Consider the following 22,522-nt stretch of genomic DNA (forward strand, 5'->3'; position numbering starts at 1 on the left):
TGTTCTGAACTCGTCCCCCTCCTCCGGAGCGTGTTGTCACGGACTCTGCTTCTGTTTCGGCCACTCTCGAGTAGTGACATGCAATAGAAACGTTTTACTTGACAGGCGTTTCACACGTCGTATGCCACAGTCCGTCATCGTCAACGGGGAAGAGATTCTGGTGGGGGAGAACACGACGATCACGGTACTGCGGAAAGCGGCTGGGATCTCGGACGAAACGATCGCCTTCTACCAGACCGACAACGACGTCGTCCGCCTGCTCCAGGATGACGACGTCATCACCGAGCAGGTTCCCGAGGGCGCGACCATCGAGTTCCATCCGGGACAGATCGGCCTCAGATCCGAGGACCACTCGAACGATACTCGTCGCTGAACGCCCACGAGTCGGCGGCAGGGTCGGCGTCGAGGGGCTCCCGTGCTCGAGCGGCCAGTTCTCGCCGAATCCCGTGGTTCGACGCCGGTTCGAAAGGAGCGTGTTTCGAGGCCCACGGCGTGATCGACCCCCAGTGACGGGCTCGAGCGGGGGTCCGTGAACGGACCGTACAGCCGGAGACGCTCGAGAGCGAGCTGTCACCGAGATCCGTCACGATGGCTTTGACAGTCTAACGACAGTACGTATCGACGTCCCGTTCTCCGCTTTGGTGGGTAATCCACTACTCGCGGTTCGGACGAGACTGAGTCACCGACGAGCGGCGGACTCGGCGTATCGAGCGAAGAGGACGAAACCGAGGACCGCGGCGAGAAGCGCTGCGAGCAGACCAGCCGCCGCCGCCCATCCGGCCGTATCCGCCGTGATTCCAACTACCGTTGTCCCCGCCGCACCGATCAGCAGGTACGTCGTTCGGAACAGTCCGAACCCGGTCCCGCGGTTCGTCTCGCTCAGTTCGTCGAGGATCCTGGACTGGACCACCGTCGTGGCACTCGTCGCCACTCCAGCGAGGACGACGGCCGGAGCCGCGACGGCCAGTGTCCCGCCGGTGGCGAGGGCGCCGTAGCCGAGCACACCAGCCGTCATCAGAATCCCGATCGTCGTGTCGCGGCCGATCCGATCGGACAGCCGTCCGCCAAGCGGTTGACTGATCGCGGAGACCGCGAAGAACACGGCGAAAAGCAGGTTCGCGCGTCCGAGCGACAGCTCGAAGTGCTCGACGAGCAACACGGGGAGAAACGACATCGCCGCCAGGCCGACGAACTCGACGAGCGCCATCATGAACGTCGTGTTCCGGACGTGCGACCGCGCCAGTAGCTCGAGGAGCGTTTTCGAGGCGAACAGCTCACGGAGGGACGCGTCGGGGCGACTCGGCGCAGTCGAGGGTCGCCTCCAGAGGAAAGCTGCGGCGACGACGGAGAGGGAGGCCCCCAGCCCGAGCGCCGGTCGCCAGCCGTACCGGACGGCGACGGCTGCGGTGACGACGGGCGCGATCACGCCGGCGAGCTGTCCGCCGATTCGATGCGTCCCGATCACGCCCCCGATCCCGTCGAACTCCCGGGTCAACAGCGCCGTCGCCGGGTTGTAGTACGTCCCGGCACCGACACCAAGCGCAGCCGCCGCCACGCCGAAGAGGAGAACGCTCGGCGAAGCCGCCAGCCCGAGCGTCGCACCGACCGTGATCACCAGCGCAGCGAGGATCAGCCGCCGTTCGCCGAACCTGTCGGCGAGGACGCCACTCGGCAGCTGTGCGAGGGCGTACCCGACCCACATCCCGGTCAGCGCGAGGCCGATCGTCCCCCGAGAGACGGTAAACGACTCGAGCAGAAGCGGAACGACGGGGCTGATACTGACCTGTGCGAATCGAACCGCAAAGTAGGACCCAATACACATCGACAGCAGGGTGTACTGCTCGCTCCAGCACTCGGCGAACCGCGTTTTGGGACGGATCCCGGAGGCGTCCATCGGATCTACTCCGACCAGCTTGGGGCTGGCACTTGTACTATCCGTTTTGCCGACTCGGCGCTCACCGCTCGACAACAGTATCGGACGCCGAACCGGTGCCGCGGAGCCGCCTCAGGCGAACGTGAGACCGTTCTCGAGTGTCGCGTACAGTCCCTTCTGCTGGAAGTACGCCACGGCACCGAGCAGCGTCGGCGCCCACAGGCCGACGAACGGGCCCGCCCGCCTGTCCTCTTTCAGGTAGAACAGGTACCACGAGTACATGACCGACAGCGCGGCCGCGACCGTCACCGGATCTCCGGACGACGGCGGCGTTTTCTCGAGCGTTTCTGCGACATCGTCGTCGGCGTCGGCCGTTTCGCTTCGAAGGGTCATCCGACCGAAACGAGCAGCCGAGGGCGGTTGAGGGCACAGCCAGTACAGTGAGAGGTCGATGCCCGCCCTTTCGGCACCGATGCGGTCGCTTCGAGTCCCGTTCGTTCCCGGCGAGATGCAGTTGGCCGAGTTCGAGGTGTGTACGGTCGTCCCCTCCCCGACCGGTGTGGCTTTCGTGTCAGACATCGAGTTTCTCCCATGGCAGACTCAAACGGTGTCCCGTTCGACTACGGCGACGGCTGTGTCGAGCCCGGCGAGAAAGCCCACTTCCGATACGAGGTCGGCGAAACGTACCTCGGCGATTCGGTCGCCGTCCCGGTCACGGTTATCAACGGCGAACAGAAGGGGCCGCGGCTCTTCCTCACGGCGGCGGTCCACGGCGACGAACTCAACGGGGTGAAGGTGATTCAGAAGGTCGCCACGCAGTACGACCCGGCCGAGCTCCGCGGGACGCTCGTGTGCGTACACGTCGTGAACGTTCCGGGATACAAGGCACAAACGCGGTACGTCCCGATCTACGATCTCGACCTCAACCGCTCGTTTCCCGGTCTCGCGAACGGAAACACGGCCAGCCGGATGGCCAAGCAGATCTACGATCGGTTCATCGAACCCTGCGATCTCGGTATCGACTTCCACACCTCCACGCGAAACCGAACGACGATGTACCACGTCCGCGCCGATCTGAAGGATCCGACAGTCGACCGCCTCGCGGAAGCGTTCGGTGCGAACGTGGTGCTGTACGGCGAGGGCGCGACGGGGTCGATCCGGACAACGGCGACGAACGACGGCGTCCCGACGATCACGGTCGAGATGGGCCGCGCCCAGCAGTTCCAACCCCACCTCATCGAGCGCGCCGTTCGGGGCGTCGCGAACGTGCTCTCCGAGTTTGACCTCCTCCCGGAACGGGAGCCCACCCACCCGAGCTGGTACGTTACCGGGGACTCGGAGACTGCAAAGCGGTGGTTGCGCGCCGACGTGGGCGGACTCGTCGAGATGCAGTGGGGGCCGTACCCGCTCGTCCATGAGGGGGACCCGATCTGTACGATCACCGACCACTTCGAACTCGAGCAGCGAACCGTTCCGGCACCCTTCACGGGACTGCTCGTCGGCTTCAGGGAGAACCCGGTCGCGCTTCCGGGACACCCGCTCTGTCACATCGTCGAGATCGACCGCGAGACCCACGACGTGATCACGCGGGAGATCGAATCGGGGGAGTTCGACGGCTACCGCGTTCACGATCAGGACTTTCGCCGGGACACGTAGTACCGAGGACGGCCGCGCGGATCTCGAGTCGCTCCGGCCTCGAGGACCGCGATTCGACGTCCACATCGCGGACGGCTTCCACCCCACAGCTTCGTCGCTGCTCCCCATCCGTAGCCGACTCCGTCGATTCTGCCGTCCGGCCCGTCTACGTGGCTCCGCAAGCGCGGTGTCCGGGCCCGCCCCCTGCGGCGGGAGGAGCGGGACCGGCGACCATCTCGAGTGTCAGACATCGTAAATAGTAGGTTATATTGAGATATATCTTATCCAGTTATTTTTGTAGTGTACCAACAAAACGATGGTAGAAATACAACTATGATGCAGCACTGATCAATTAAAGCAGTAATTATTTACCGGTTGTGCAGAAAATGGGCTCCGAGAGAAAGTGTACAGCGGCATACAAAATCGACCCGCACGCATCCGGCTCGCGTTCCGATCGGGTCTCGGGGTCGAGAGCCGCTTTACCGCCGTCGAAAGTCTCACGAAACCGCGGTACGGCCAGCCGACTGTCTCGGAGCGATCGTTCCGACACCCGGCAGCCGACGCAGAGCACATCTCGTTCACCCAATGATCACCCCACAACAGCACTCACCGATAGCGTCCACAGAAGCACAGCTCGGTCTCGGACTGATTCCCGACGACGGTCGGTTCTCGCTCGGGACCGTCTCCCGAGCACGCGCCAGCAACTACGCCGTCTTCGTTCTCGACACGGGCCTTGAGGCCGACCTCGTTTCCTCCCTCGAGGAGCTGGGAGCCACCGTGCTCGAGTCCCCCGACGACGGCGAGAGTCGGCAATCGAAGCTGGCTTCGGCCGCCGAGACCGACGGCTGTGACGGACTCGTCGTCACGGGAAGCGGCGACCGGGTCGATCTCGACGCGAGCCGCCGTCGGAGCATCGCGTCGTCGTCGTTCAGCACCGAGGCCGTCACCACGGCGTCATCGGCCGACTCCGACCGTCTGATTGGAATTCCGGCGTACAACGAAGGGGCCAGTGTCGAGGCTATCGTCGAGCAGGCGGCCGAGTTCGCCGCCGAGGTCGTCGTCGTCGACGACGGGAGCAGCGACGACACCGTCGAGGTCGTCGCCGAAACCGACGCGACGCTGCTCGAGCACGAGCACAACCAGGGGAAGGGGACGGCGTTGCGGACGCTGTTCGAGTACGTCCGAACGACCGACTGCGACTCGCTCGTGATCCTCGACGGCGACGGCCAACACCTCCCGGAGGAGATCCCGACGGTCGTCGAACCCGTCGAGGCGGCCGGCGCCGACATGGTCATCGGCAGCCGATACCTCGAGGCCGACGAGGACGAGACGCCGGGGTACCGACGCGTCGGCCAGCAGGTGCTCGACTACCTCACGTTCGGCTCGAGCGGAACGAAGCTCTCGGACACCCAGAGCGGCTTTCGCGCGTTCTCGCGGGACGCCGTCGAGACGCTCTCGATCGAGACGACCGGGATGGGCGTCGAGAGCGAGCTCATCATGGACGCCCAGGACGCCGAACTCGAGATCACCGAGCGTCCGATCGACGTCCGGTACGAGGACGTCGACGGCCAGACGCTGAACCCGGTCCACCACGGCCTCAGCGTCGCGCTGTTTCTGGCCAGATCAATGCCCGAGCGCCGACCGGCGCTGTTCTACGGAACGCTCGGCGCGGCGCTGCTAAGTGTCGTAGCGATCGTCGGCTGGCTCACTCGGTTGGCGTCCTCGAGCGAGTAGCGCGTCCGTTTCTCGGTTCGGTCGGGCTCGTCGAGCTCTCGGATTCGTCGTTTTGCTCCGGATGTGCCCTCGAGGGACTCAGTGGATCTTGAGGACTTCGAGGTCGAACTCGAGGGTCTCGCCCGCCAGTTCGTGGTTGAAATCGATGCGGACGATCTCCGGATCGATATGTGTGACCTCGCCGACGCTGCCGTCTTTGGTCTCGATCCGGGTCCCCATCTCGAGGGAGCGCCCCTCCGACTCGAGCATCTGGTCGAACTCGACGGTGTTGTGTTCGATAACCCGGTCGTCGCGTCGCTCGCCGTAGGCCTTCTCCGGCGGGATCGTGACCGTCTGCTGTTCGCCCTCGTCCATTCCGACGAGCGCGTCGGTGACCCCCTCGATGAGCTCGCTATCGCCGACCTCGAAGGTCAGCGGCTCGAACTCGCGGTCGGGGAGGTGCTCGACCAGCCCCGTCTCCTCGGCGACCTGTTCGTCCGTCGTATCGAACACGGGGCCGTCGGCGAACCGGGCCGTGTACTCGATGGTGACCGAGTCGCCGGTTTCGATCGACATGGGTAGTCGTCGGTGCTGGAGCGGATAAAGGACTCGACGCCGAGTCGATCGCGGTCGACGAGTACGGGTGACGGGCTCGAGAGAGTGGTGGCTCGAGGTGGATGGAGAGGGCTCGAGGTAGAGTCGACACCCCGAACGCCCCGCCCGCGGTGGTCGGATCGTCGTCGCGATGTCGCCGGGTCGACTCTCGAGGCCGGCTGTCGGCCTCGAGGGGCGTCTCGAGACACTACGAGGACGAGAACGGATCCGATCGTCTCGTTCCGACTCGTCGGCTACCGCTTCCAGAAGGCCCGCTGTCGATCTTCGATCTCCTCGAGAGGACGTCTCGCCAGTCTGCTGGGTGAGACGCGTCATCACCGGGCGTCGGTGCGTTCGGTCCGGGGCGGACGTGGTCACGGGCGTTGTGATCGGACGGATGGCGATCCCACCGATGATCGAACGTCCCGTTGGTATGGTCTTCGTGGTAGTGAAGCGAAAAATCCCCGTTTTCGAACCAGACGATCTCCAGACGAGCCGCTCGAACGCTATTCGGATAGAACCGCTGCTCGTAGCGACAGACGAGCCGATCGGGCGCGAAATCGGGTCGTTTGTCTATCCGTGCGAACCGTTCGTCGGTCGAAAGCCGCTTCTCGATGAGCTCGAGTCGGTCGAAATCGATCGGCGCGCCAGCGACGGAGTCGGGCGCGATCGCTTCGTCCTCGTCGGTCATACCGCGGGCTGCTGATCGGCAGCGTCGCCGGATTCGTTCGTTAGTGCTCGCTCGAGAAGCGCGATCCGGCGACGAGCCGTCTTCCAGTCGGTAATCTGCTCCCAGACGTCCTCGACCGACTGTCCCGTTTCGGACGCGTGGTCCGCGATCGAGATTTCGTCGGGCGACGCTCCGTCGAACGCCTCGGCGATCCCTTCGGCACGCTCCGTTTCCGCCCGCAGAAACTCGAGGAGTTCTTCGCTCGAGTACTCGTCCCGAAGGTGCTGTACGCGTCGCCAGTTCAGGTACGCCCGGTTGCGTTCGTACGTCGCGGGCGACTCGGTAACACGCGTGACTATTCCCATTCGGTCGAACCACTCGAGATACTCCCTGGCTGCATCCACGCCGTGACCAGCCCGCTCCGCCACCTCTCCGACCGTGGCCGGGGTCTCGAGTCCGAGCACCGCGTCGAAGAAGTCGTCCCGCGTTCGCTCCCCGCGGACGAGTTCGTCGAGGGGGACCAGAGCGTCGAACTCCGGTGGCTCGGCATCCGTTCGCCGTTCGGAACGCGGTTCCTTCATGCTCATCCTCTCGGACCGAAACGGAATAACTCTTTCCGGGGCGGATTATTCCGTCCACTGGTCGATGCGAGGCTTCGAAATGAGTATTGGATCAGTGATCCCGCTCTGTCAGGCGAGTCTTTGGTCCTCCGTGTCCGCTTTCGAGGGGGACCTCGAGCACGGTCGACGGCGGTGTCGTCGCTTCGCCCTCGGTCACGTCGTTCACTCAGCGGGGTTTCGCACTCAAGACGGGCCGCGATCGTAGACGAAGCGAGTCCCGGCGGGAGCGGACACTACCCCCGTGCTTCATTGCTCGGTCGCTCGAGTTCTTCCCGACGCTCGAGGACGAGCACCGGATCGAGTCGGACTCGTCGTGCCGCCCACTACCGCAGGGCGATACCGGGAGAGACGGATCCGAGACCCGAACGGTCGAAGCCGTCTCTCGGTCCGTCCCCGTTCGCGTGTTCGTCCACGTCCTCGACTCTCACAACCTTCGACGAAACATGTAGGCTTTAGTGTACGCCTCGAGACGGTACGACCGGGCGACCTGGCTTCGGCAGGCAGAAGCGGTCGTTTGGAAACGTGTCATAGATCGCCGTCTCCGACTGTCCGTTTCGCTGTCGTTTCTGGGTTGCCTGCTGTGAGGCGGTCATCGTGCGTGGGGGTTCGGGATCGGTATCGAAAACAGGTGAGTGGCAACCGTCTCGAGCCGTCGTTCGGCGATCGATGCGAACGATGAGCTGTCGACGGTCGAACGCGGAACGGAGATCGGACCGGTGTCGTCGAAGTGGCCGAGACTCACTCGAACCACTGGGTGTACTCGTCACAGCGCTCGCACGTCGCGTGGACCACCCACTCCTGGCCGCGGTCGTGGTCGGTCGGCGGGACGCGGGCGAGGTTCAGCTCCGTCGTGCCACAGTCGGGACACTGGGCAGGGATCGCCTCGTTCATTTCGCGTTCGTTTCTCGGGGACCGTTGTAACAGCATGGCATGATTCCGGGCGATGAGAACGAGCGAGGGGTCGGTGTCGAGCGCTCGAGTCGGAATCCGTCCGGAAAATGGGAATATAAAACCGAGCCATCGGGTCTCGATTCAGGTCCCGCTCAGCCGGGTGTGGGGGAGCCGGGTCCCGTCGGCGCGTCGTTCTCGGTTGGATCCTCGCGGTTGAGGATCGCCTCTCGGACGCGGTCGAACGCCGATTTGTCCGTGCGGACGGGAGGGAGTGTCATACTACGCCCCCATGCTAGGTAGTGGCACACTTAGACCTGGTGGATAGGGCTACCTCACCACGACTCGCCCGCCGCACGCTGCAGCAGGTGTCGACACACAGGTGCTATGAAGTACCTCGAGGAGTCCGTTTCGGTGCCACCCGAACCTCGAGACCGGTTCGGCTCGTCGATCCAGACCAGGAGTCCGTCGAAGCTGCGGATCGGTCCGTTTCACGAACCGCGGGACTCCTCGTGGTCAGACAGCGGTAGTTCCGCTGAAGACGAACGGAAACGGTGCGTTCGCCGGCGCCACCGCCCTCTCGAGCGCCCGTTTGCCGACACGGCTCCCTCCGAGACGGACCGCCACGACCGACCCATCGGGTGAGCCGGTCGGCGCTGCGGTGGCGGACCTGATCGCGAGGTGAATCGTCTCGCTGACGGGTCCCATGTGTTTTGGAGCGGACCTTTTGCCCGCGTTGTCCCCAGGACGGGTATGGACACCCACGAGGCGTTCGCCATCCTGGCTGACACGGACCGCCAGCATATCCTCACGGAGCTGCTCGAGAACGATGGCCGCTCCACGGTGGGCATCCTGGCCGACCAGCTCGCCGCTCGCCGGCAAAACCACGCCGACGAACTCGAGCGCGAGCGCGCCGAGCTTCGGCTGGTCCACAACCACCTCCCGCGGCTGGCCGACCACGGCGTGCTCGCGTACGACCGCGCGAGCGGCGAGGTCGTCCTGAAGGAGGTCTCCGACCTCGAGCCGTATCTGACCGACCCGACGCGAAAGCGGACGATCCCGCTCGATTCGTAGGCGACGAGTTCGGGTGCGGCGATCGAGATACGCGGTGGGTCGCGAGGGGCTTGGCCCCCTCCTCGAGCCATCACGTCGCGTCCGGCTCTAACAGTGCACAGGGCTTTGTAGCTCAGTGTCGTTCAGGCGACCACCGTAATGAATTCCAGCTGGGTCACGCGCCCGGTACTCCGCGTCCGGAGCGCGTTCCGGGTGGCGTTCACTGAGGATCACCCCCCGCAGTGGATCGCGAGTAGCTTCGCCCTCGGGATCTTCGTCACGGCACTGCCGACCCTCGGCACCGGGCTGCCGGTGCTCGCGTGGGCCAGCCATCGGTTCGTCTGGGCCAACAAGATCGCGTTCGTCGCCGCCGTCGCGGTCCTGAACCCGCTGGTGAAAAGCGGCGTCTACGCGGGGAGTTTGCTCATCGGGATCCAGCTGCTCGGGCCGGTTTCAGGTTCCTCCAACGTCGATATTGGACTCGATGCCGGCGCGGACGTGCTCGTGCGGCTGCTCGTCGGGAACGTCATCCTTGCGGTTGCCTTGATGATCGTCGGCTACGCCGTCGCCTATCGGACCGCACACGCCGTTCGTCGGCGTCGATTGTGACACGCCAGCACCTCGATCCGCTGACGGACTCGGCGCTCGAGGCGCTACTGCGTCGGCGAGACAACGTCGGCTCGAGTCGGTCGCCGGTGTGGCTCGCGAGGCGCTCCTCGAGGTTGGGTTCGTCGATCGGGGCGTCTCGAGGGTGCGGGGCGTCCTCGAGGAACACCCGATCGGCGATCCGGTTGTCACTCGCGGGAGAGTAGATTTCGTGTGCTTTGGCGACTCGGCCAGAGTGTTGTCATGCAGTCATCCGTCTTCTTTCAAACCGGTGTTCGTCTGTTTCGTCTGCTTTCTCGACCTCACATATCCCGACGATTTTCCTCGAGCTGACCGCTGTTCACCCGATATCCGAATTGAAAGCACACGAAATCCACTCTCCCATCGATGCTTCCGAAACGGCGACCGGCGTGTTCATGATCCGTGCACGGACCGAGAACCGCCAGCTGTGTAGCACGTCTACGTCGACAGCTCGGAAAGTGGTAGTGAGGGATGTAGTATTCAGTGTCCGTCCCGGTGCTTGTCGTAATGACCGCGCTACTATCACAGTGCTTTCGAGAGTAACAGGTATAACAGCCCGTACACTATCTACGCGTATGTCGATCGACAGGGAGACGTTCGAGCGCTCGAGCGAGGACGAACTCCAGGAACTGTCGAGCACCGACCACGTCCTCGGTTTTCTCGCTGCGAACGAGGAGCGGGCGTTCAAGGCGTCCGAGATCGCGCGTCGAACCGAGCTCGACGACGGTGTCGTGAGCACTGCTCTTTCCCGTCTGAAGAGCCGCGATCTCCTCGAGCACAAGGGACAGTACTGGGCGATTACGACGAACGAGCAGCGACTCGCGGATCACGACGGATACGCTCGCACGACGGCACTGCTCAACGAGCAGTTCGGCGAGGAGGATCGCGAGGCGTGGGAGGAGCATGCACCCGACGAGCCACATCCGAGTCTCACGGATGATGAGGCGTGACCGAGCGGGAGACCCCGATCTACGAACCGGGCGACGTCGTGTACGGCGTCGATCCGTACAAGGGTGACGAGGCAGCGCGTCCGTGGCTCATCATTTCAAACCACGACGGCCGTCCGTTTCGCCGTCGCTTCTGGGTTGTCCTGATAGTCGAGACCGAAGTGCCCTCCGTCTATTTCCGGTCTCGAAGCCACGTCGCGATCTCTTGCTGGAATCGATCGATCCATTCGAGATTCTCCTGTAACACGTCGTATACAAGGTCGTGGTCGATGGTGCCGTAGCGATGCGCGAGGTGGTTTCGAAAGCCGCTGCTTCGGACAGCTTCTCGCCTGTGTCTGAAGCGATGATCCCAGCCTCGACGACCGCTTCGATTTCTTCGCGTGACGTCTCGGCAGTTCCGAGATCCTCTGTCGCCCGAATATGGCTCGCAAGATCGATACAGGACTGAACGGCGTTCATCAAGGATCGTTCAACTGCCCGCTGCAACACGAAATCGTCGAGATACTCCGCTCTGGAGACGCCCGCATCTCCTTGCAGTCGCTCGTATACTGGTTGATCAACTCGAGCCGGTCGATGACGACCGCTTCGTCGACCAGCAGACGTCTCCCTCGGCGAGCCGATCGATGAAGTCGCGTCGTCGCCGTTCGCGTCGGCCGCTCGAGTCGGCAACGCGTCGTGCGAGGCGTCGTTCGTCCGCTGTTTTCGTCGCGGCCTCGCCGTAGACGAGGATGCCGTCCCGAAGCGCGTTCAGTGCAACGGTGTCCGGAAGCGCTTCGAGATCGCTCACGTCGACGAATCGATCGGTCTCCGACTGGACCGCCGCATCGAGTCGGTTCCGCTGTCGAAAGCGCTCGCGTCGCGGGCAGGGCTCGGCGAATCGGATACAGAGACCGAGATCCGACGCCGGTGAGACCGTTCCGCTGGCGACCGATCCGAACACGACGGCGTAGCGGACGTCGGTATCGTCGAGCGTCGCTCGGAGCCCCTCGAGATCGACGACCGCCTCGAGCGCACGGTCCGAACCCTCCGTTATACCGCCTCCTACGCCACGGGACGGCTTATGGGCCACGGCACCGCAGTTTCGAGGGCTTCGAACGAACTCGAGTTTTCGGTGACGGCTGCCATCCCGTGACGTCACTGGAACGCGAACTGGCGAGTCGACAACGTGCAACGGGTGCCTCGGGGCGAACCAGTCAAAAGCTCGTCCAGTCGACGACGGTCACGTCATCCATCCGTTCGAAGTGATCTCCGTTCGCGGTGAGCACCGGCAGCTGCTCGGTCAGTGCAGTTGCGCCGATGTACACGTCGTGGAGGTCGTGGAGCGGTTCGCCCCGCCCTCGCAGCGTGCTGATGAGGTCGGCCGCAGCGGTTGCAACGGCCCGATTGACGCCGACGATCTCGAACCGGGCGAGCAGTCGATCGAGGTCCTCGAGGGCCGTCTGTCGCGCTTCCGCGTTCTCGTATCGTTTGTTCACTCCGAGTCGAAGTTCGGTAACCGTCACCGTACTGATCGCGTGGCGACCCTCGTCGTCGAGCTTCCGGACCCGGTCATCGACCCCGCCGCGGTCGATATCGACGAGGACTGACGTATCACAGAGTTTCATCGTCGAGGCGCGACAGCGTTCCCTGACTCAGTCGCTCGACATCGTCTTTCACGTCCGTCTGCGTGTCAGGATCGAGGACGCCCGCCCCCGTCACGTCGGCAAGCTGGCGGCGGTCCTCGAGGTGGTCGCGGATCACATCGCTGAAACTCCGCTCGCCTTTCTCCCGCTCGAGTTCGCGGTAGACGTCGTCGGCGATGGCGATGTTCTTGCTCATGGGTAGTGTATGGGTACCCATACGCAAAATTCTTCCGTAGCCTCGAGTACGGTACTGGCAGCATCGTGTCCGGACGCGTCGACGTCGTGATCCGCGTCCAGGACTCCAGTGTCGACGAGAACCGTCATCCGTACAGTACGTCGTCGATATCAGTCTCATCGATCTCGACACCCGACTGGAACCGATCGCGACGCATGGCCTCCGTGTCGGCGTCCGAGAGCGGGACGGTCGTCTCCCGGAAGAATCGATGACCGCGTCGCGTGATTCGTAGGCGTCGTCGATGAGACGTGTCAGGAGCTGCTGTTGTGTAACGTTTTGCCCCGTCCGTAGCCGGATCTCCGCCTGAAGTTCCTCGAGTCGATCGACGATACTGAGACCGGCCGTCGGTTTTCGAACGAGAGGACCACTACAGATCGGCGATCGACCCAACGGGAACGTCTCGGTGCTTCGCTGCGTCCTTGAGGGCACCATCTTCCGTGATCAGTTTAAGATCGTCGCGTTTCGCAACCGCAAGATAGTATCTCCGATCCGCACCCCCCACTTCCCTTGAGGTCCATGCCACTGAATCAATTGACATCCTTCCAGTCCTACGAGATCGTCAGACCGCTTGGGCGCGGTTTTTGATACTATCGAAGATAGTGTTCACGAGGTTTTCTGCTAATGGGGAAAGTTCATACACTCGAGCCTGTCCATCTCTATACTTCCCGATGAGTCCCGCCTCTTCCAGCGTGTTCAGGTGGTGATACAGATCGTTCTGGTGGCGGCCGAGCTGGTCGGCCAACTCTCCGCTTTCCATCTGCTCTTCCTGAGCGAGAAGATAGAGGATGGTGAAGCGAGTTTGTTCACCCATCGCACTAAACCGGTTGACTTCCCGCTCGAGGTTCAGCGTTCCGTTGAGCAGCTCCTGCTCAACCCGCTCTTTTGCGGGGCCTCGCTCGGTTTCTGTGATTTCTCGCTCCGTCATATCTTCGAGTTCGGGCTACACGCGCATATACTTAATGACCGTTAAGACATCTAACATACATTTGATTTTAAGCTATTGCAGGCTCCTGATAGTCGTACATGGAGCCCCTCTCTACGTATGAAGGCCAGGACGTGGACGATATCATCCGTGAGTCGATTCCCTATAGTGACCCGTCTGACCGTCTTGTACTCCTCATGGGGCCATACCGACTTCTCGATCCAGGCTACCTCTACCAAAATCGGGATTTCAACCTCCCACCGGACCCGCTTGCTCCGTCGGAGGGTGCTGAACCAGATTTGATCGAAACGACACTGAGAGCGATAGCCAAACAGGTCTCTGAGGAAACGCCTGCAACAGTGTTCATCGCGAGCGACGTGGACATTCCGACGAAAACAGAAGTCGGACAACAGGAGCTGAAAGAGCCCGGAATGTCGGTTATTGATCAGTCCGTTGCGTTCGCAAAAGTCAGTGCTGGAAACGCCTTCGTGTTCACGAAAGCCGGGCTCACAACCGGTGTTGGGGCAGAATCAGGGGCAATTCCTGAATACTTCGATCTACGTGACTCCGATCAGCGAACACGGAACCCACAGACGTTTTGCATCTTTGCTGAGGCCGAGCGTAACGACGGTGATGGGAAAAAATACGATCCGAAGTTCAGCAGTGCGTCGATTGACGAAATGGATGATGCATACAGTCTCCGCTATTCCTACTTCGCAGATCAAGACGACCTCGTGTCGAAGATAACGACCTTCGTCGAGTCGTACGTCGTCCCACTATCTCAGTAGATGGAGTTCGTGATCGATTCCGCGGACGAGGTCTCGTGCTCGGTCGTGGTACGTGTCACGAGCGCTCGCGGCGGCAAACAGCACGTTCGTATCGAGGAGCGCGACCGCCATCACTCCGCTCCGAACTCGCTCTCGGCCGCGACAGCGTCCGTCTCGCCGACGTCGACGGGCTCGAAGTCGTCGAAGACCCCTTCGCGCTGGTGGACGATTTCGACGGTCAGCGCTCCGTCCTCATCGACGTTCCAGCGAAGTTTATCACCCGGACCGATATCGAGCGTCCGACGGATATCGGCGGGGATAGTGACCATCCCTCGGTCGCTAACCGTCGTTTCTTCGGGCGGTTCATCAGCAGCCATATTCGATCGTACGTCCCCTCTTCATATACATGTTGCTCCACATGTAGGCTCCCGACCGCTCGTCTCGCGGCGTGGGTTCTCCGTCTCGAGGACGGTAATCCCCGGAGAGTGGGTGGGACGCAGGACCAGCGAGAGTCGAGTCGTGTGTCTCGATCGTCGACCCCTGGTCGTCGAGCGTAGACTCGTGGTGCTCGAGTTGTTCGGTGAGTTGGTCGCGGTCAGTTTCTAACTCGTCGACTCTGATTTCTAGGTTGTCGATCGTATGCTCGAGGTCGGTGACCCGTGTCGTGAGCCGGTCGTTCTGGGTTCGGAGTTCATGGAGTTCGGTGAGGACGTCCTCGAGGGTGTGGTCGCTATCAGTTGTCCGAGACTGGGGAGGCGTATCTGGAGGGAGAGCTCGATGGGAGTGAGCTCGAGGAGTAAGGGGTCAGGAACGCAAACACTCCGAAAGCCCCTGGCGCTGTAGGCTCGCGCGCCTCGCTGTCGTTCGAGAGAGCGAAGCTCTCTCGTGAGTGAGCAAACGCAACGCGTTTGTGATCTATGCAAGACCGGCGGTCTTGCAGTATGACGAAAGGCGTGTTGCGCCTTTCGAACCACGCTCCTCGATCGCTCGTTTCACTCGCTCTCTGTGGTGCTTACTCCGCGAGACTACGTCTCGCTTGCCCTCGCTCACTTCGTTCGCGAGGATTTCGTCGTGCTTCGGCGACACCGCCAGCCCCTTTCATTCCCACTCGCGGTGGTTGGTCAGTGGGCTCTGTTCGGCGGGTGATCGGGTGGTCAGATGGTGTGGTGGAGTACTCGAGCTACGATTCTCGAGGATCCTCGACGAACTCGTAGAGTCCACGACTCGCTTTTCGGACCCAGCCCGCATCGTGGAGCCGTCGCAAGAAGTACTCGACGGTGCTCTTCTCGAGTCCGTCTTACTCCACACCCGCTCCCCAGACGGGTCGTACGAGCGGCGACCAGTGCGTTGACCGTACCTCCGTCGAGAGTTCCCCTCGAGTGAGCGACAGCCAGTCTTGTACTACCGGACGATCGTCACCGGCACCGGCGACCGCCGGGCGACCGTTTCGGCCACGCTCCCGAGGAGGAGCCGACTCGCCCCGGTCCGCCCATGACTGCCGATGACGAGCCGATCGACGTCGTGGTCCTCGGCGTAGGCGATGATCCGCTTTGGGACCTTCCCAACGAGGGCCTCGGTCTCGAGGGCGACGCCGGCAGCCTCGGCCTGGCGCCGCGCCTCCTCGAGGAGGCGGTCCACCTCGGCCTCCCGTCGGGTGCGAATCCGTTCGTAGTCGTCTCGCACCCCCGTCCCGGTCTCGAGGTCGGTCTTCGCCCCGGTCTCGAGACCGGTCGCCCTGTAGATCGTGCCGGGATCGGTCACGTGGATCGCGACGAACTCCGCGTCGGGGAACTCCTCGAGGGCGAACTCGAGGGCCGCCCTCGCCTGTTCGCCGCCGTCGATCGGGACGAGTACGCGTGCTGGCATACCACATACTCCGTCGGCGGTCCGAATAAAGCTCACCGACACGCCCCGTGGGCGGGCCCGATCGCTCGACGGGCTCGCTCCGACGACAGTTGGACGCGGCAGCGCTCCGGGCGGACCGGACGAGACGGCTGTCGCTCCCGCGTGCGAACACGGCCGCGACCACACCAGGTCGAGGAGCGCTCGTCCGACGAGCGGGCCGAGTACGTTCTTGGCGTTTCGCTCGAGACGTGGCTCGGGTACCATCAGGATGGCGGACGGGTGCTCGAGGACTGTGCGGCGGTTCGGTACGAAGCCCTCCGGATGATGTGGGAGGACGTAGTCCCCGGTCTGTAGCTGGCAGTCTCGGTGGCTTCATTCGCGTCGGCGGAGCACCGGACGTCGAATCTCTTCGTCACCGACGATCCGCGAGTCGGTGGTCAGGTGGTGTCCGTTTCTCGAGGATCCTCGACGAACTCGTAGCGTCCACGACTCGCCGTTCGGATCCAGCCCGCGTCGTGGAGCCGTCGCAAGAAGTACTCGACGGTGTGCTTCTCGAGTCCCGTCTCGTCGATCACGTAGCGGGGATTCACACGTCCCCAGGGTTCGTTCTCGTCGCGTCCCCGTTTGAACATCTTGGGGGTAACAGCAACCCACGTGGGCTCGAGGACCGCATCGACTCCTGCCACTCGAGACTGCAGGACCGACGACGTCGAGGCTCCCGAACCGTTATCCGTACCGTCGTCGGGAGATAGACACACGTAGTTCCGCTGGAACATGAACAAGTACGACGACCTGTTCGACGAGACGGCGCCGGACGAGAGTCTCTTTACCGACAAGGGCGCGCTCGACCCGCTCACCGACGCCCGGGAGATCGTCGCCCGCGACGACCAGGAACGCGAGCTGCAGGTAGTTGAAGACGATGTGCGGTGGGGACTCAGCGTGTGATCATCGCGGTCGCCGATGCGGGTCCGACTATCCATCCCGACGAGATCAATGCGCTCGGACTCCTCTCGACTATCGACCGAGTCCTGATTCCGCAGGCCACCTCCGATGAACTCGCAGCGGGTATGGTCTCCCCTGCGCTCAGCGACACCGAGTCCGAACTCGTCGAGGCCGACACACCCACCGCAGCGGTCCGTGTCACGTCTCGCAACGACCCGCCACACACGCGTCGCCCTCACCGACGCAGTCACTCGAATAATCGAGTTGCCTGATAGACGTACGCGTTGCCGTCCCAGCTTCGGCGATCTGCGATCGCCTCGAGAAGTGCTTTTGCGGTCGCTTTCGACAGATCCTCGTGGACGACGAACGCCTTCAGCAGGCGGGGCGTTGTGACGAGTTGGGCGTCGGCAAGCGACGCGTGAATGAGTGCGAGTTGGTTGTACTCGTCACAGTAGAAAAACGGCGCCTCGAGCCGGTCAGCCAGCTGTACCGCCGCGTTTTCCCCGTCGTCGAGCGGGAAGTCGGGATCGAGGTCGACAGCCCGAACCGTCAGCCGGTCTCGCGCATCGAGCAGCGTCCGTGCGGCTGCGCCATCTTCATCATCGTACTCCGCGAGTTGCTCGAGTTCATCGACCACCTGTTCGGGGACGGCCACGTCGTAGCCGTCCAGAAGCACCGGCAGTGCAACCCGCCGTGACTCGGCGGTACTCGCCAGGCTTACGAGCGCAGACGTGTCCGCGACGAGCCTCATTCGTCACGCGCGGCTGCGAGGTCGTTGCTAATGCTGTCATCCGTCAGCTGGCGTTTGAGCACCCGGAAGTTCTGGGCGGCTTCGACGCCGACGATCGCTTTCACCTGGTCGAACTCGAGTTGCCCTTCGTAGTATGCGTTTGCGATCGCCTGCTGGACCCGTTCTTCGTCGCTCGCGGTTGCGAGATACTCACGAAGCGCCTCGACGAGCACGTCGGTTCGATTCTTTCCCTCCGCGACCGCGAGCGCGTCGGCCTGTTCGATCAGGCGTTCGGGCGCACGGAAATGCACGCGCGTGCTCGAACTCATACGCACACATTGTGCACACACATCCGTAGGTCTGTCGGTGCTTCGTGAACCGGGTCGGGGTCACGTCGCTCGAGAATCGACGGACCGAGCCGTCTAGTTCTACGTGCTGGACGCCCTCCAGACGACCCTGCTGTCGGTCGAGCTGGGAGGTCTGTCTCAGCACGCGTGATGGACGATCGATCTCTACAGCGAGGCGGCCCTCGAGAGCCAGGCTAGCAGCGACCTTCCGACCGGAACAAAGACGGCGTACGTCTGTGTCGTAGCGAATGGGAGATGGACACCGGGGATTCGCCGCCAACGGAGCGGTCTCTCGCGGCGAGCCCGGGCTCCCCCCGTTTCGGAGTGGAGGCGAACGCCCACGACCGAGGTCGGGGGAGCTCTCACAGCGTCGCCGGATCGATCCGGCTGACGATACCATCGAAGTCGTCGTCGAAACTCATGACGGCGTCGAGATCGTGTCGCCGAGACAACGCGACGGTTGTTGCGTCGGTGAAGCTCAGCGCTTGATCATCGTACTGCTCGAAGACGTCGACGGCATCGGCGAACACGGCCGCTGGCACTCGGAGCATATCGTACACCTGCGGGTACGAGGCGGCACCCCGCAGCTTTTCGCCGAGTCGCTTTGCTGGCGGAAACGACCCACCCCGCATGAGCGTCAGTGTAACGGCTTCGTCGTAGATGTAGTCGCTCACGTACGGCTGGCCGAAGTCGCCGTCGTAGACGCCTTCGAGCGCGGTACTGGCAGCGTCGTGTCTGGAGGCGTCGACGTCGTGATCCGCGTACAGGACGCCGGTGTCGACGAGGATCGTCATCCGTACAGCACGTCGTCGATATCCGCCTCGTCGGTCTCGACACCGGACCGGAACCGATCGCGACGCATGGCCTCCTTCTCGGCATCCGAGAGCGGGACGGTCGTCTCCCGGAACGAGTCGATAACGGCATCGCGGGATTCGTAGGCGTCGTCGATCAGTCGAGTCAGGAGCGCTTGCTGTGTGACGTTCCGACCCGTCCGCAGCCGGATCTCCGCCTGGAGTTCCTCGAGGCGGGATTTCGCGTCCTCGTCGACCTTGACTGCCGTCGCCATATCTGCTGGTACCGTCCGAAACGCAGTAAACGTTTCTACCAACTAGTGGGACGACGCGACGGATCTGTCGGGAGTTCGCCGATCGGAACGAGTCGGTCGCCGTCGAGTACGTGAATCTGAAGGAGTGTCGCACGCTGTTTAGCGCCGCTAACGAGATCCTCTTTCAGCTCGCCGACGAGAAGAAGGGCGCCTACGAGGGGTTAGACGGGGTGTTCGAGGGCACCTGGGCCGCTCTCGAGGCCTACCCCGCGTGGACGGTGCTCGTCCTCGACGAGATCGACCACGTCCGCCAGGATACCAACTACGACCCCAGCGACTTCTTCTACCGACTGCTGCGCGGCGAGGGGAAACTGCAACGGGGGATCAACCTCTCGGTCTGGCTGGTGAGCAACGAACTGCTCGAGGTCGATCTGCGGTTAGATAGTCGTGTCCAGAGCGCGATGAGCGACGAGGCCGTCTTCTTTCCGCCCTACGGCGAGGGGGATACTCGAGGCGATCCGTGAGCCCCTCGCGTAGCGAGACGGTCGGCTCGTAGCCGAGGGCGGTTCGGGCCGCCATACTGTCGGCCTCGCTCTGGCGGCTGTCACCGTGGACCGGAAGCGGCTCATCGTTTGGGCCTGTTCACAGCAGCTACGGAGCACGCCGCCGTCGTCGCCGGTCGTCTGGCCTGGATGGCAGGCGACATCCCGACTGGAGCGGGTCATCCCCGGTGTCCGGCTACTGATTCGCTGACGGGGTGGCACACACTGGAGCGAGGACCGGTTCCGCATGTCGCTGCCCGTTGTGCCGAACCGACGTGCAACTCCTGTTCACGAGATTCCGAGATAGCCAGCGGCTTCACGGGCGATCGTCTCAGTCGTCGCCTCAGTTGGCTGTCCCTCTTTCCCCTGGATATCAGCGTGTCGGATCGAGACGACGGTCCACGGGTTGACGTACGTCTCTCGTGGCAGTCCACCGATCACGAAGTCGTCGTCCGTGAGCGGAACGGCAGCCGCGCGACGGGTCGTCGTGGCCGCCGCGTACAGTCCTTCCTCATCGTGAAACGGATGCGTCTGATCGCTCAAGCAGACGTACGGCCGGTAGTTGTGATCGGCGAAGAGATCAGGCCCTTTCACAACGGCACCGCGCTCGTAGCTCTCAGTCATTCCTCTTCGTAGTAGTCATCGGTCGTCGAGGCCGAGCTGGCGTGGGTCTGGGCGGCGTACGAGGCGAGTCGGTCGTCGTCGCCGATGGCCCAGTATCGCCCACGATGTCGCACGAGACCACGATCCTCGAGCCGCGACAGCGTTGCGCCAACACTCCCGCGTTTGATTCCCGTTGCGTCGTGGATCTCGGTCTGTGTGAACGCCTGGTCGTCGTTCTCGGCGAGGAACTGCAGGATTCGGTGGGGATGGGTTCCCTCCTGTAGGTCGAGAGCGTCGGTCGGTTCCTCGTCGAAGCGGTCGATGCTGATCGGCATGTGTAATAGAACGCAATAGAGTGTAATAACAGTGTGGGAGCCACCCGGTTGCAGCGCAGTTCGGGGGAGCCCGGTGACAGGTGATGTTCTCGGTCGACCCTTCGAGCGGGGTTCCACGCGTTGGGCCATCCGAATGTGGCCGTTCGTCGGCGCCACCGGAATCTGGTGACCCGAGCGAAGATGTGACGTGTGATGCGTTCATAAGGGACACCGTCCTACTCTCGGTGAGTCCGGGATGAGTAAGTACGACGATCTGTTCGACGCCACCGCACCCGACAACAGTCTTTTCGCCGACAAGGGCGCGCTCGACCCGCTCGCCGATCCCAAGGAGATCGTCGCCCGCGACGCCCAGGAGCGCGAGCTGGCGACGATTCTCAATGGGTTGCACGAGGGGTATCTCCCGCCGACGGTGTCGGTGTATGGCCCACCGGGCACGGGCAAGACGCTGACGACGCGACGCGTCTGTCGGGAGTTCGCCGCCCGAAACGACCGGGTCGCCGTCGAGTACGTGAATCTGAAGGAGTGTCGCACGCTGTTCAGTGCCGCCAACGAGATCCTCTTTCAGCTCGCCGACGAGAAGAAGGGTTCCTACGAGGGGTTGGACGGGGTGTTCGACGGGATCTGGGACGCCCTCGAGGCCTACCCCGAGTGGACCGTACTCGTTCTGGACGAGATCGATCACATCCGCCAGGATACCAACTACGACCCCAGCGACTTCTTCTATCGGCTGCTGCGCGGCGAGGGGAAACTGCAACGGGGGATCAACTGCTCGGTCTGGCTCGTCAGTAACGAACTGCTCGAGGTCGATCTCCGCCTGGATAGTCGCGTCGAGAGCGCGATGAGCGACGAGGCCGTCTTCTTCCCGCCGTATGGCGAGGACGAACTCGGGGCGATCCTCGAGGCCCGCCTCGCCCGGGCCTTTCGGGAGGGCGCGGTACCCGATGCGGCGGTCGCATACGGAGTTCAGGAGGCCGCCCGTCGGTGGGGCGACGCGCGGAAAGCACTGACTCTGTTTCGGCAAGCCGGCGAGACCGCAAGCGAGCGTGACCTCGAGGCGGTGACCCGGGAGTGTGTCGAGGCGAACCTCGAGACGACCGAGAAGGCGGCGTTCCTCGAGCGGGCCGGTCGGCTGCCCGCCTCTCACGTCGGGGTGCTCCGCGCGATCACGGCCCGGCGCAACCGCCACACCGGCGCGGTCGACCAGCCGGTGACGACCGAGCGGATCCACGAGGTGCTCCACAGCGAGGGGGTCAGCGACCGCTACCGGCTGAGGCGGCGGGCGATCCGCGAGGTCGTCCACACCCTCGAGACGATGGGACTGGTCGAGACAGCGATGGAATCCGGGGGCCGTGACGGCCGCCGCAAGCGGATCATATCAGATGCCCGACCATGCGTACACCGAGCACGGGCGGGTCGCGCTGCTGTGCTGCCATCATGCGCTGGACGGCCTGCAAGCGACCTTGCTGTCGGTCGGGCTGGGCCGTCAGTCTCAGGACACGCGGTGGGTCCTCGAACTCCACAGTGACGCGGTGCCCTTCGACGAGCCCCTCGAGGCGGCCGCCGAGCGGGCCACGGAGATTCGCGTGTTGTTCGGCGAGCTGTGGTACGCAGTCTCACTCCTGCGAGCGGTTTGCTGAGACGGTGCTTGGCGTGCGATGGCGAGCTTCGTTCGGACGATCTCGAGCGAGAGTAATCGTCCTCGAGAGGGATGCTTGTAAATGCGAGCACTCCGAAGGCCCCTGGCGCTCTTGCTGGTTGCGACTCGCTGTCGTTCGAAAGGCGCGAAGCGCCTTCCACTCCCACCCGTGGTGGTTGGTCAGTAGGCTGCCGTCACAGTAGTCCGCGTTCGTTCGGCCCGATCTCCTCCTTTCGGGTGGAAACCGACATCAGGATCCCTCTCTGATACAGCCATTCTCTCCTCTCCATGGTTACAGACCGTAATACACACTCGTATCTCGGCTGGAGCA

Annotated in this window: 29 protein-coding genes and 5 pseudogenes; 11 read left to right on the forward strand and 23 right to left on the reverse strand. The window is 63.2% G+C overall.

Translation table 11 applies throughout. From position 1 onward, the window contains the following. Positions 1–121 precede the first annotated feature (121 nt). The gene (locus C491_RS16570; protein WP_005558336.1) at positions 122–373 is read left to right on the forward strand and encodes a hypothetical protein; all 252 of its coding nucleotides are present in this window, start codon (positions 122–124) and stop codon (positions 371–373) included. Between the two features lie 306 nt (positions 374–679). Here C491_RS16570 and C491_RS16575 read toward each other — a convergent pair whose 3' ends face one another. Together C491_RS16575 and C491_RS23815 are read right to left on the reverse strand one after the other, a co-directional pair. Continuing rightward, a complete protein-coding gene (locus C491_RS16575; RefSeq protein ID WP_005558338.1) occupies positions 680–1,894 on the reverse strand; it encodes an MFS transporter in 1,215 nt (404 codons plus the stop codon). A 111-nt stretch (positions 1,895–2,005) separates the two neighbouring features. Further along, on the reverse strand, positions 2,006–2,452 hold the full coding sequence (locus C491_RS23815; protein WP_241431345.1) for a hypothetical protein: 447 nt from the start codon (positions 2,450–2,452) through the stop codon (positions 2,006–2,008). 12 nt (positions 2,453–2,464) lie between these two features. On the opposite strand from C491_RS23815, the gene C491_RS16585 reads away from it, so the two are divergent. Beyond that, positions 2,465–3,529: a succinylglutamate desuccinylase/aspartoacylase family protein gene (locus C491_RS16585; protein ID WP_005558344.1), complete on the forward strand. Its 1,065-nt coding sequence runs from the start codon at positions 2,465–2,467 to the stop codon at positions 3,527–3,529. A 564-nt stretch (positions 3,530–4,093) separates the two neighbouring features. Further along, entirely contained in the window at positions 4,094–5,242 is a 1,149-nt protein-coding gene (locus tag C491_RS16595) for a glycosyltransferase family 2 protein (protein ID WP_005558348.1), read from the forward strand. 78 nt (positions 5,243–5,320) lie between these two features. Here the strand turns inward: C491_RS16595 and C491_RS16600 are convergent, their stop codons facing one another. The 5 genes and pseudogenes from C491_RS16600 to C491_RS24035 form a co-directional block, all read right to left on the reverse strand. Then, a complete protein-coding gene (locus C491_RS16600) occupies positions 5,321–5,797 on the reverse strand; it encodes an FKBP-type peptidyl-prolyl cis-trans isomerase (RefSeq protein WP_005558350.1) in 477 nt (158 codons plus the stop codon). A 272-nt stretch (positions 5,798–6,069) separates the two neighbouring features. Beyond that, positions 6,070–6,506: pseudogene (locus tag C491_RS16605) on the reverse strand (hypothetical protein). Further along, positions 6,503–7,066 carry a DUF7342 family protein gene (locus C491_RS16610; RefSeq protein WP_005558352.1) on the reverse strand — a complete coding sequence of 188 codons (564 nt, stop codon included), beginning with the start codon at positions 7,064–7,066 and terminating at the stop codon, positions 6,503–6,505. The pseudogene C491_RS16605 and the gene C491_RS16610 overlap by 4 nt, the downstream one beginning before the upstream one ends. Positions 7,067–7,843: 777 nt before the next feature. Next, the gene (locus tag C491_RS23380; protein WP_005558354.1) at positions 7,844–7,996 is read right to left on the reverse strand and encodes a hypothetical protein; all 153 of its coding nucleotides are present in this window, start codon (positions 7,994–7,996) and stop codon (positions 7,844–7,846) included. A gap of 152 nt (positions 7,997–8,148) precedes the next feature. Continuing rightward, the gene (locus tag C491_RS24035; protein WP_275040018.1) at positions 8,149–8,274 is read right to left on the reverse strand and encodes a hypothetical protein; all 126 of its coding nucleotides are present in this window, start codon (positions 8,272–8,274) and stop codon (positions 8,149–8,151) included. A gap of 472 nt (positions 8,275–8,746) precedes the next feature. Between C491_RS24035 and C491_RS16620 the strand changes: the two genes are divergently transcribed. From C491_RS16620 to C491_RS16630, 3 genes are all read left to right on the forward strand, one after another. After that, complete coding sequence (locus tag C491_RS16620) at positions 8,747–9,067, forward strand: DUF7344 domain-containing protein (RefSeq protein WP_005558358.1); 321 nt, start codon at positions 8,747–8,749, stop codon at positions 9,065–9,067. A 138-nt stretch (positions 9,068–9,205) separates the two neighbouring features. Next, positions 9,206–9,655 (forward strand): DUF2062 domain-containing protein, encoded by a 450-nt coding sequence (locus C491_RS16625; protein WP_005558361.1) that lies wholly within the window; start codon positions 9,206–9,208, stop codon positions 9,653–9,655. A gap of 593 nt (positions 9,656–10,248) precedes the next feature. Beyond that, the gene (locus tag C491_RS16630; RefSeq protein ID WP_005558363.1) at positions 10,249–10,623 is read left to right on the forward strand and encodes a MarR family transcriptional regulator; all 375 of its coding nucleotides are present in this window, start codon (positions 10,249–10,251) and stop codon (positions 10,621–10,623) included. 169 nt (positions 10,624–10,792) lie between these two features. Here the strand turns inward: C491_RS16630 and hepT are convergent. The 6 genes and pseudogenes from hepT to C491_RS16660 form a co-directional block, all read right to left on the reverse strand. Beyond that, positions 10,793–11,109, reverse strand: a pseudogene (gene hepT, locus C491_RS24145) (type VII toxin-antitoxin system HepT family RNase toxin). 67 nt (positions 11,110–11,176) lie between these two features. After that, entirely contained in the window at positions 11,177–11,689 is a 513-nt protein-coding gene (locus C491_RS16640; RefSeq protein WP_005558365.1) for a nucleotidyltransferase family protein, read from the reverse strand. Between the two features lie 124 nt (positions 11,690–11,813). Beyond that, complete coding sequence (locus C491_RS16645) at positions 11,814–12,224, reverse strand: type II toxin-antitoxin system VapC family toxin (RefSeq protein WP_005558366.1); 411 nt, start codon at positions 12,222–12,224, stop codon at positions 11,814–11,816. Continuing rightward, positions 12,211–12,438: an antitoxin VapB family protein gene (locus C491_RS16650; RefSeq protein ID WP_005558368.1), complete on the reverse strand. Its 228-nt coding sequence runs from the start codon at positions 12,436–12,438 to the stop codon at positions 12,211–12,213. Before C491_RS16650 ends, C491_RS16645 begins: the two co-directional genes overlap by 14 nt. Positions 12,439–12,562: 124 nt before the next feature. Next, a pseudogene (locus tag C491_RS23830) lies at positions 12,563–12,807 on the reverse strand (hypothetical protein). Between the two features lie 229 nt (positions 12,808–13,036). Then, positions 13,037–13,402, reverse strand: coding sequence for an ArsR/SmtB family transcription factor (locus tag C491_RS16660; RefSeq protein WP_005558370.1), 366 nt, complete (start codon positions 13,400–13,402; stop codon positions 13,037–13,039). 131 nt (positions 13,403–13,533) lie between these two features. On the opposite strand from C491_RS16660, the gene C491_RS16665 reads away from it, so the two are divergent. After that, on the forward strand, positions 13,534–14,187 hold the full coding sequence (locus tag C491_RS16665; protein WP_241431346.1) for a DUF7509 family protein: 654 nt from the start codon (positions 13,534–13,536) through the stop codon (positions 14,185–14,187). Positions 14,188–14,196: 9 nt separating this feature from the next. Here C491_RS16665 and C491_RS24285 read toward each other — a convergent pair. The 3 genes and pseudogenes from C491_RS24285 to C491_RS16680 form a co-directional block, all read right to left on the reverse strand. After that, positions 14,197–14,298, reverse strand: a pseudogene (locus C491_RS24285) (VapC toxin family PIN domain ribonuclease); the annotation flags it as partial. Then, positions 14,298–14,543, reverse strand: coding sequence for an AbrB/MazE/SpoVT family DNA-binding domain-containing protein (locus C491_RS16670; protein ID WP_049892189.1), 246 nt, complete (start codon positions 14,541–14,543; stop codon positions 14,298–14,300). The pseudogene C491_RS24285 and the gene C491_RS16670, both read right to left, overlap by 1 nt. 1,024 nt (positions 14,544–15,567) lie before the next feature. Next, positions 15,568–16,032, reverse strand: a complete 465-nt coding sequence (locus tag C491_RS16680) for a universal stress protein (RefSeq protein WP_005558379.1) — start codon at positions 16,030–16,032, stop codon at positions 15,568–15,570. A gap of 141 nt (positions 16,033–16,173) precedes the next feature. Between C491_RS16680 and C491_RS16685 the strand changes: the two genes are divergently transcribed. Beyond that, positions 16,174–16,365: a hypothetical protein gene (locus C491_RS16685; protein WP_005558381.1), complete on the forward strand. Its 192-nt coding sequence runs from the start codon at positions 16,174–16,176 to the stop codon at positions 16,363–16,365. 83 nt (positions 16,366–16,448) lie between these two features. Here C491_RS16685 and C491_RS16690 read toward each other — a convergent pair whose 3' ends face one another. Then, positions 16,449–16,697: an ArsR family transcriptional regulator gene (locus C491_RS16690; RefSeq protein WP_241431347.1), complete on the reverse strand. Its 249-nt coding sequence runs from the start codon at positions 16,695–16,697 to the stop codon at positions 16,449–16,451. Positions 16,698–16,785: 88 nt separating this feature from the next. On the opposite strand from C491_RS16690, the gene C491_RS22665 reads away from it, so the two are divergent. Beyond that, entirely contained in the window at positions 16,786–16,956 is a 171-nt protein-coding gene (locus C491_RS22665; protein WP_005558385.1) for a hypothetical protein, read from the forward strand. Between the two features lie 244 nt (positions 16,957–17,200). Here C491_RS22665 and C491_RS16700 read toward each other — a convergent pair whose 3' ends face one another. From C491_RS16700 to C491_RS16715, 4 genes are all read right to left on the reverse strand, one after another. Beyond that, complete coding sequence (locus C491_RS16700) at positions 17,201–17,704, reverse strand: hypothetical protein (protein ID WP_005558388.1); 504 nt, start codon at positions 17,702–17,704, stop codon at positions 17,201–17,203. Further along, the gene (locus tag C491_RS16705; protein WP_049892191.1) at positions 17,701–18,012 is read right to left on the reverse strand and encodes a ribbon-helix-helix domain-containing protein; all 312 of its coding nucleotides are present in this window, start codon (positions 18,010–18,012) and stop codon (positions 17,701–17,703) included. The genes C491_RS16700 and C491_RS16705 overlap by 4 nt, the downstream gene beginning before the upstream one ends. Before the next feature lie 380 nt (positions 18,013–18,392). Then, positions 18,393–18,824 carry a type II toxin-antitoxin system VapC family toxin gene (locus C491_RS16710; RefSeq protein ID WP_005558392.1) on the reverse strand — a complete coding sequence of 144 codons (432 nt, stop codon included), beginning with the start codon at positions 18,822–18,824 and terminating at the stop codon, positions 18,393–18,395. Then, the gene (locus tag C491_RS16715; protein WP_005558394.1) at positions 18,821–19,096 is read right to left on the reverse strand and encodes a hypothetical protein; all 276 of its coding nucleotides are present in this window, start codon (positions 19,094–19,096) and stop codon (positions 18,821–18,823) included. The genes C491_RS16710 and C491_RS16715 overlap by 4 nt, the downstream gene beginning before the upstream one ends. Before the next feature lie 50 nt (positions 19,097–19,146). Between C491_RS16715 and C491_RS16720 the strand changes: the two are divergent. Next, a pseudogene (locus tag C491_RS16720) lies at positions 19,147–19,575 on the forward strand (Cdc6/Cdc18 family protein); the annotation flags it as partial. A 330-nt stretch (positions 19,576–19,905) separates the two neighbouring features. Here the strand turns inward: C491_RS16720 and C491_RS16725 are convergent. Next, a complete protein-coding gene (locus tag C491_RS16725) occupies positions 19,906–20,241 on the reverse strand; it encodes a hypothetical protein (protein ID WP_005558398.1) in 336 nt (111 codons plus the stop codon). Continuing rightward, positions 20,238–20,555: a helix-turn-helix transcriptional regulator gene (locus C491_RS16730; protein ID WP_005558400.1), complete on the reverse strand. Its 318-nt coding sequence runs from the start codon at positions 20,553–20,555 to the stop codon at positions 20,238–20,240. Before C491_RS16730 ends, C491_RS16725 begins: the two co-directional genes overlap by 4 nt. Positions 20,556–20,790: 235 nt before the next feature. Here C491_RS16730 and C491_RS16735 point away from each other — a divergent pair, with 235 nt between their 5' ends. Next, positions 20,791–22,080: a Cdc6/Cdc18 family protein gene (locus tag C491_RS16735; protein ID WP_005558402.1), complete on the forward strand. Its 1,290-nt coding sequence runs from the start codon at positions 20,791–20,793 to the stop codon at positions 22,078–22,080. The last annotated feature ends 442 nt before the right edge of the window (positions 22,081–22,522 follow it).

Source organism: Natronococcus amylolyticus DSM 10524 (assembly GCF_000337675.1).
GTDB classification, from domain to species: Archaea; Halobacteriota; Halobacteria; order Halobacteriales; family Natrialbaceae; genus Natronococcus; species Natronococcus amylolyticus.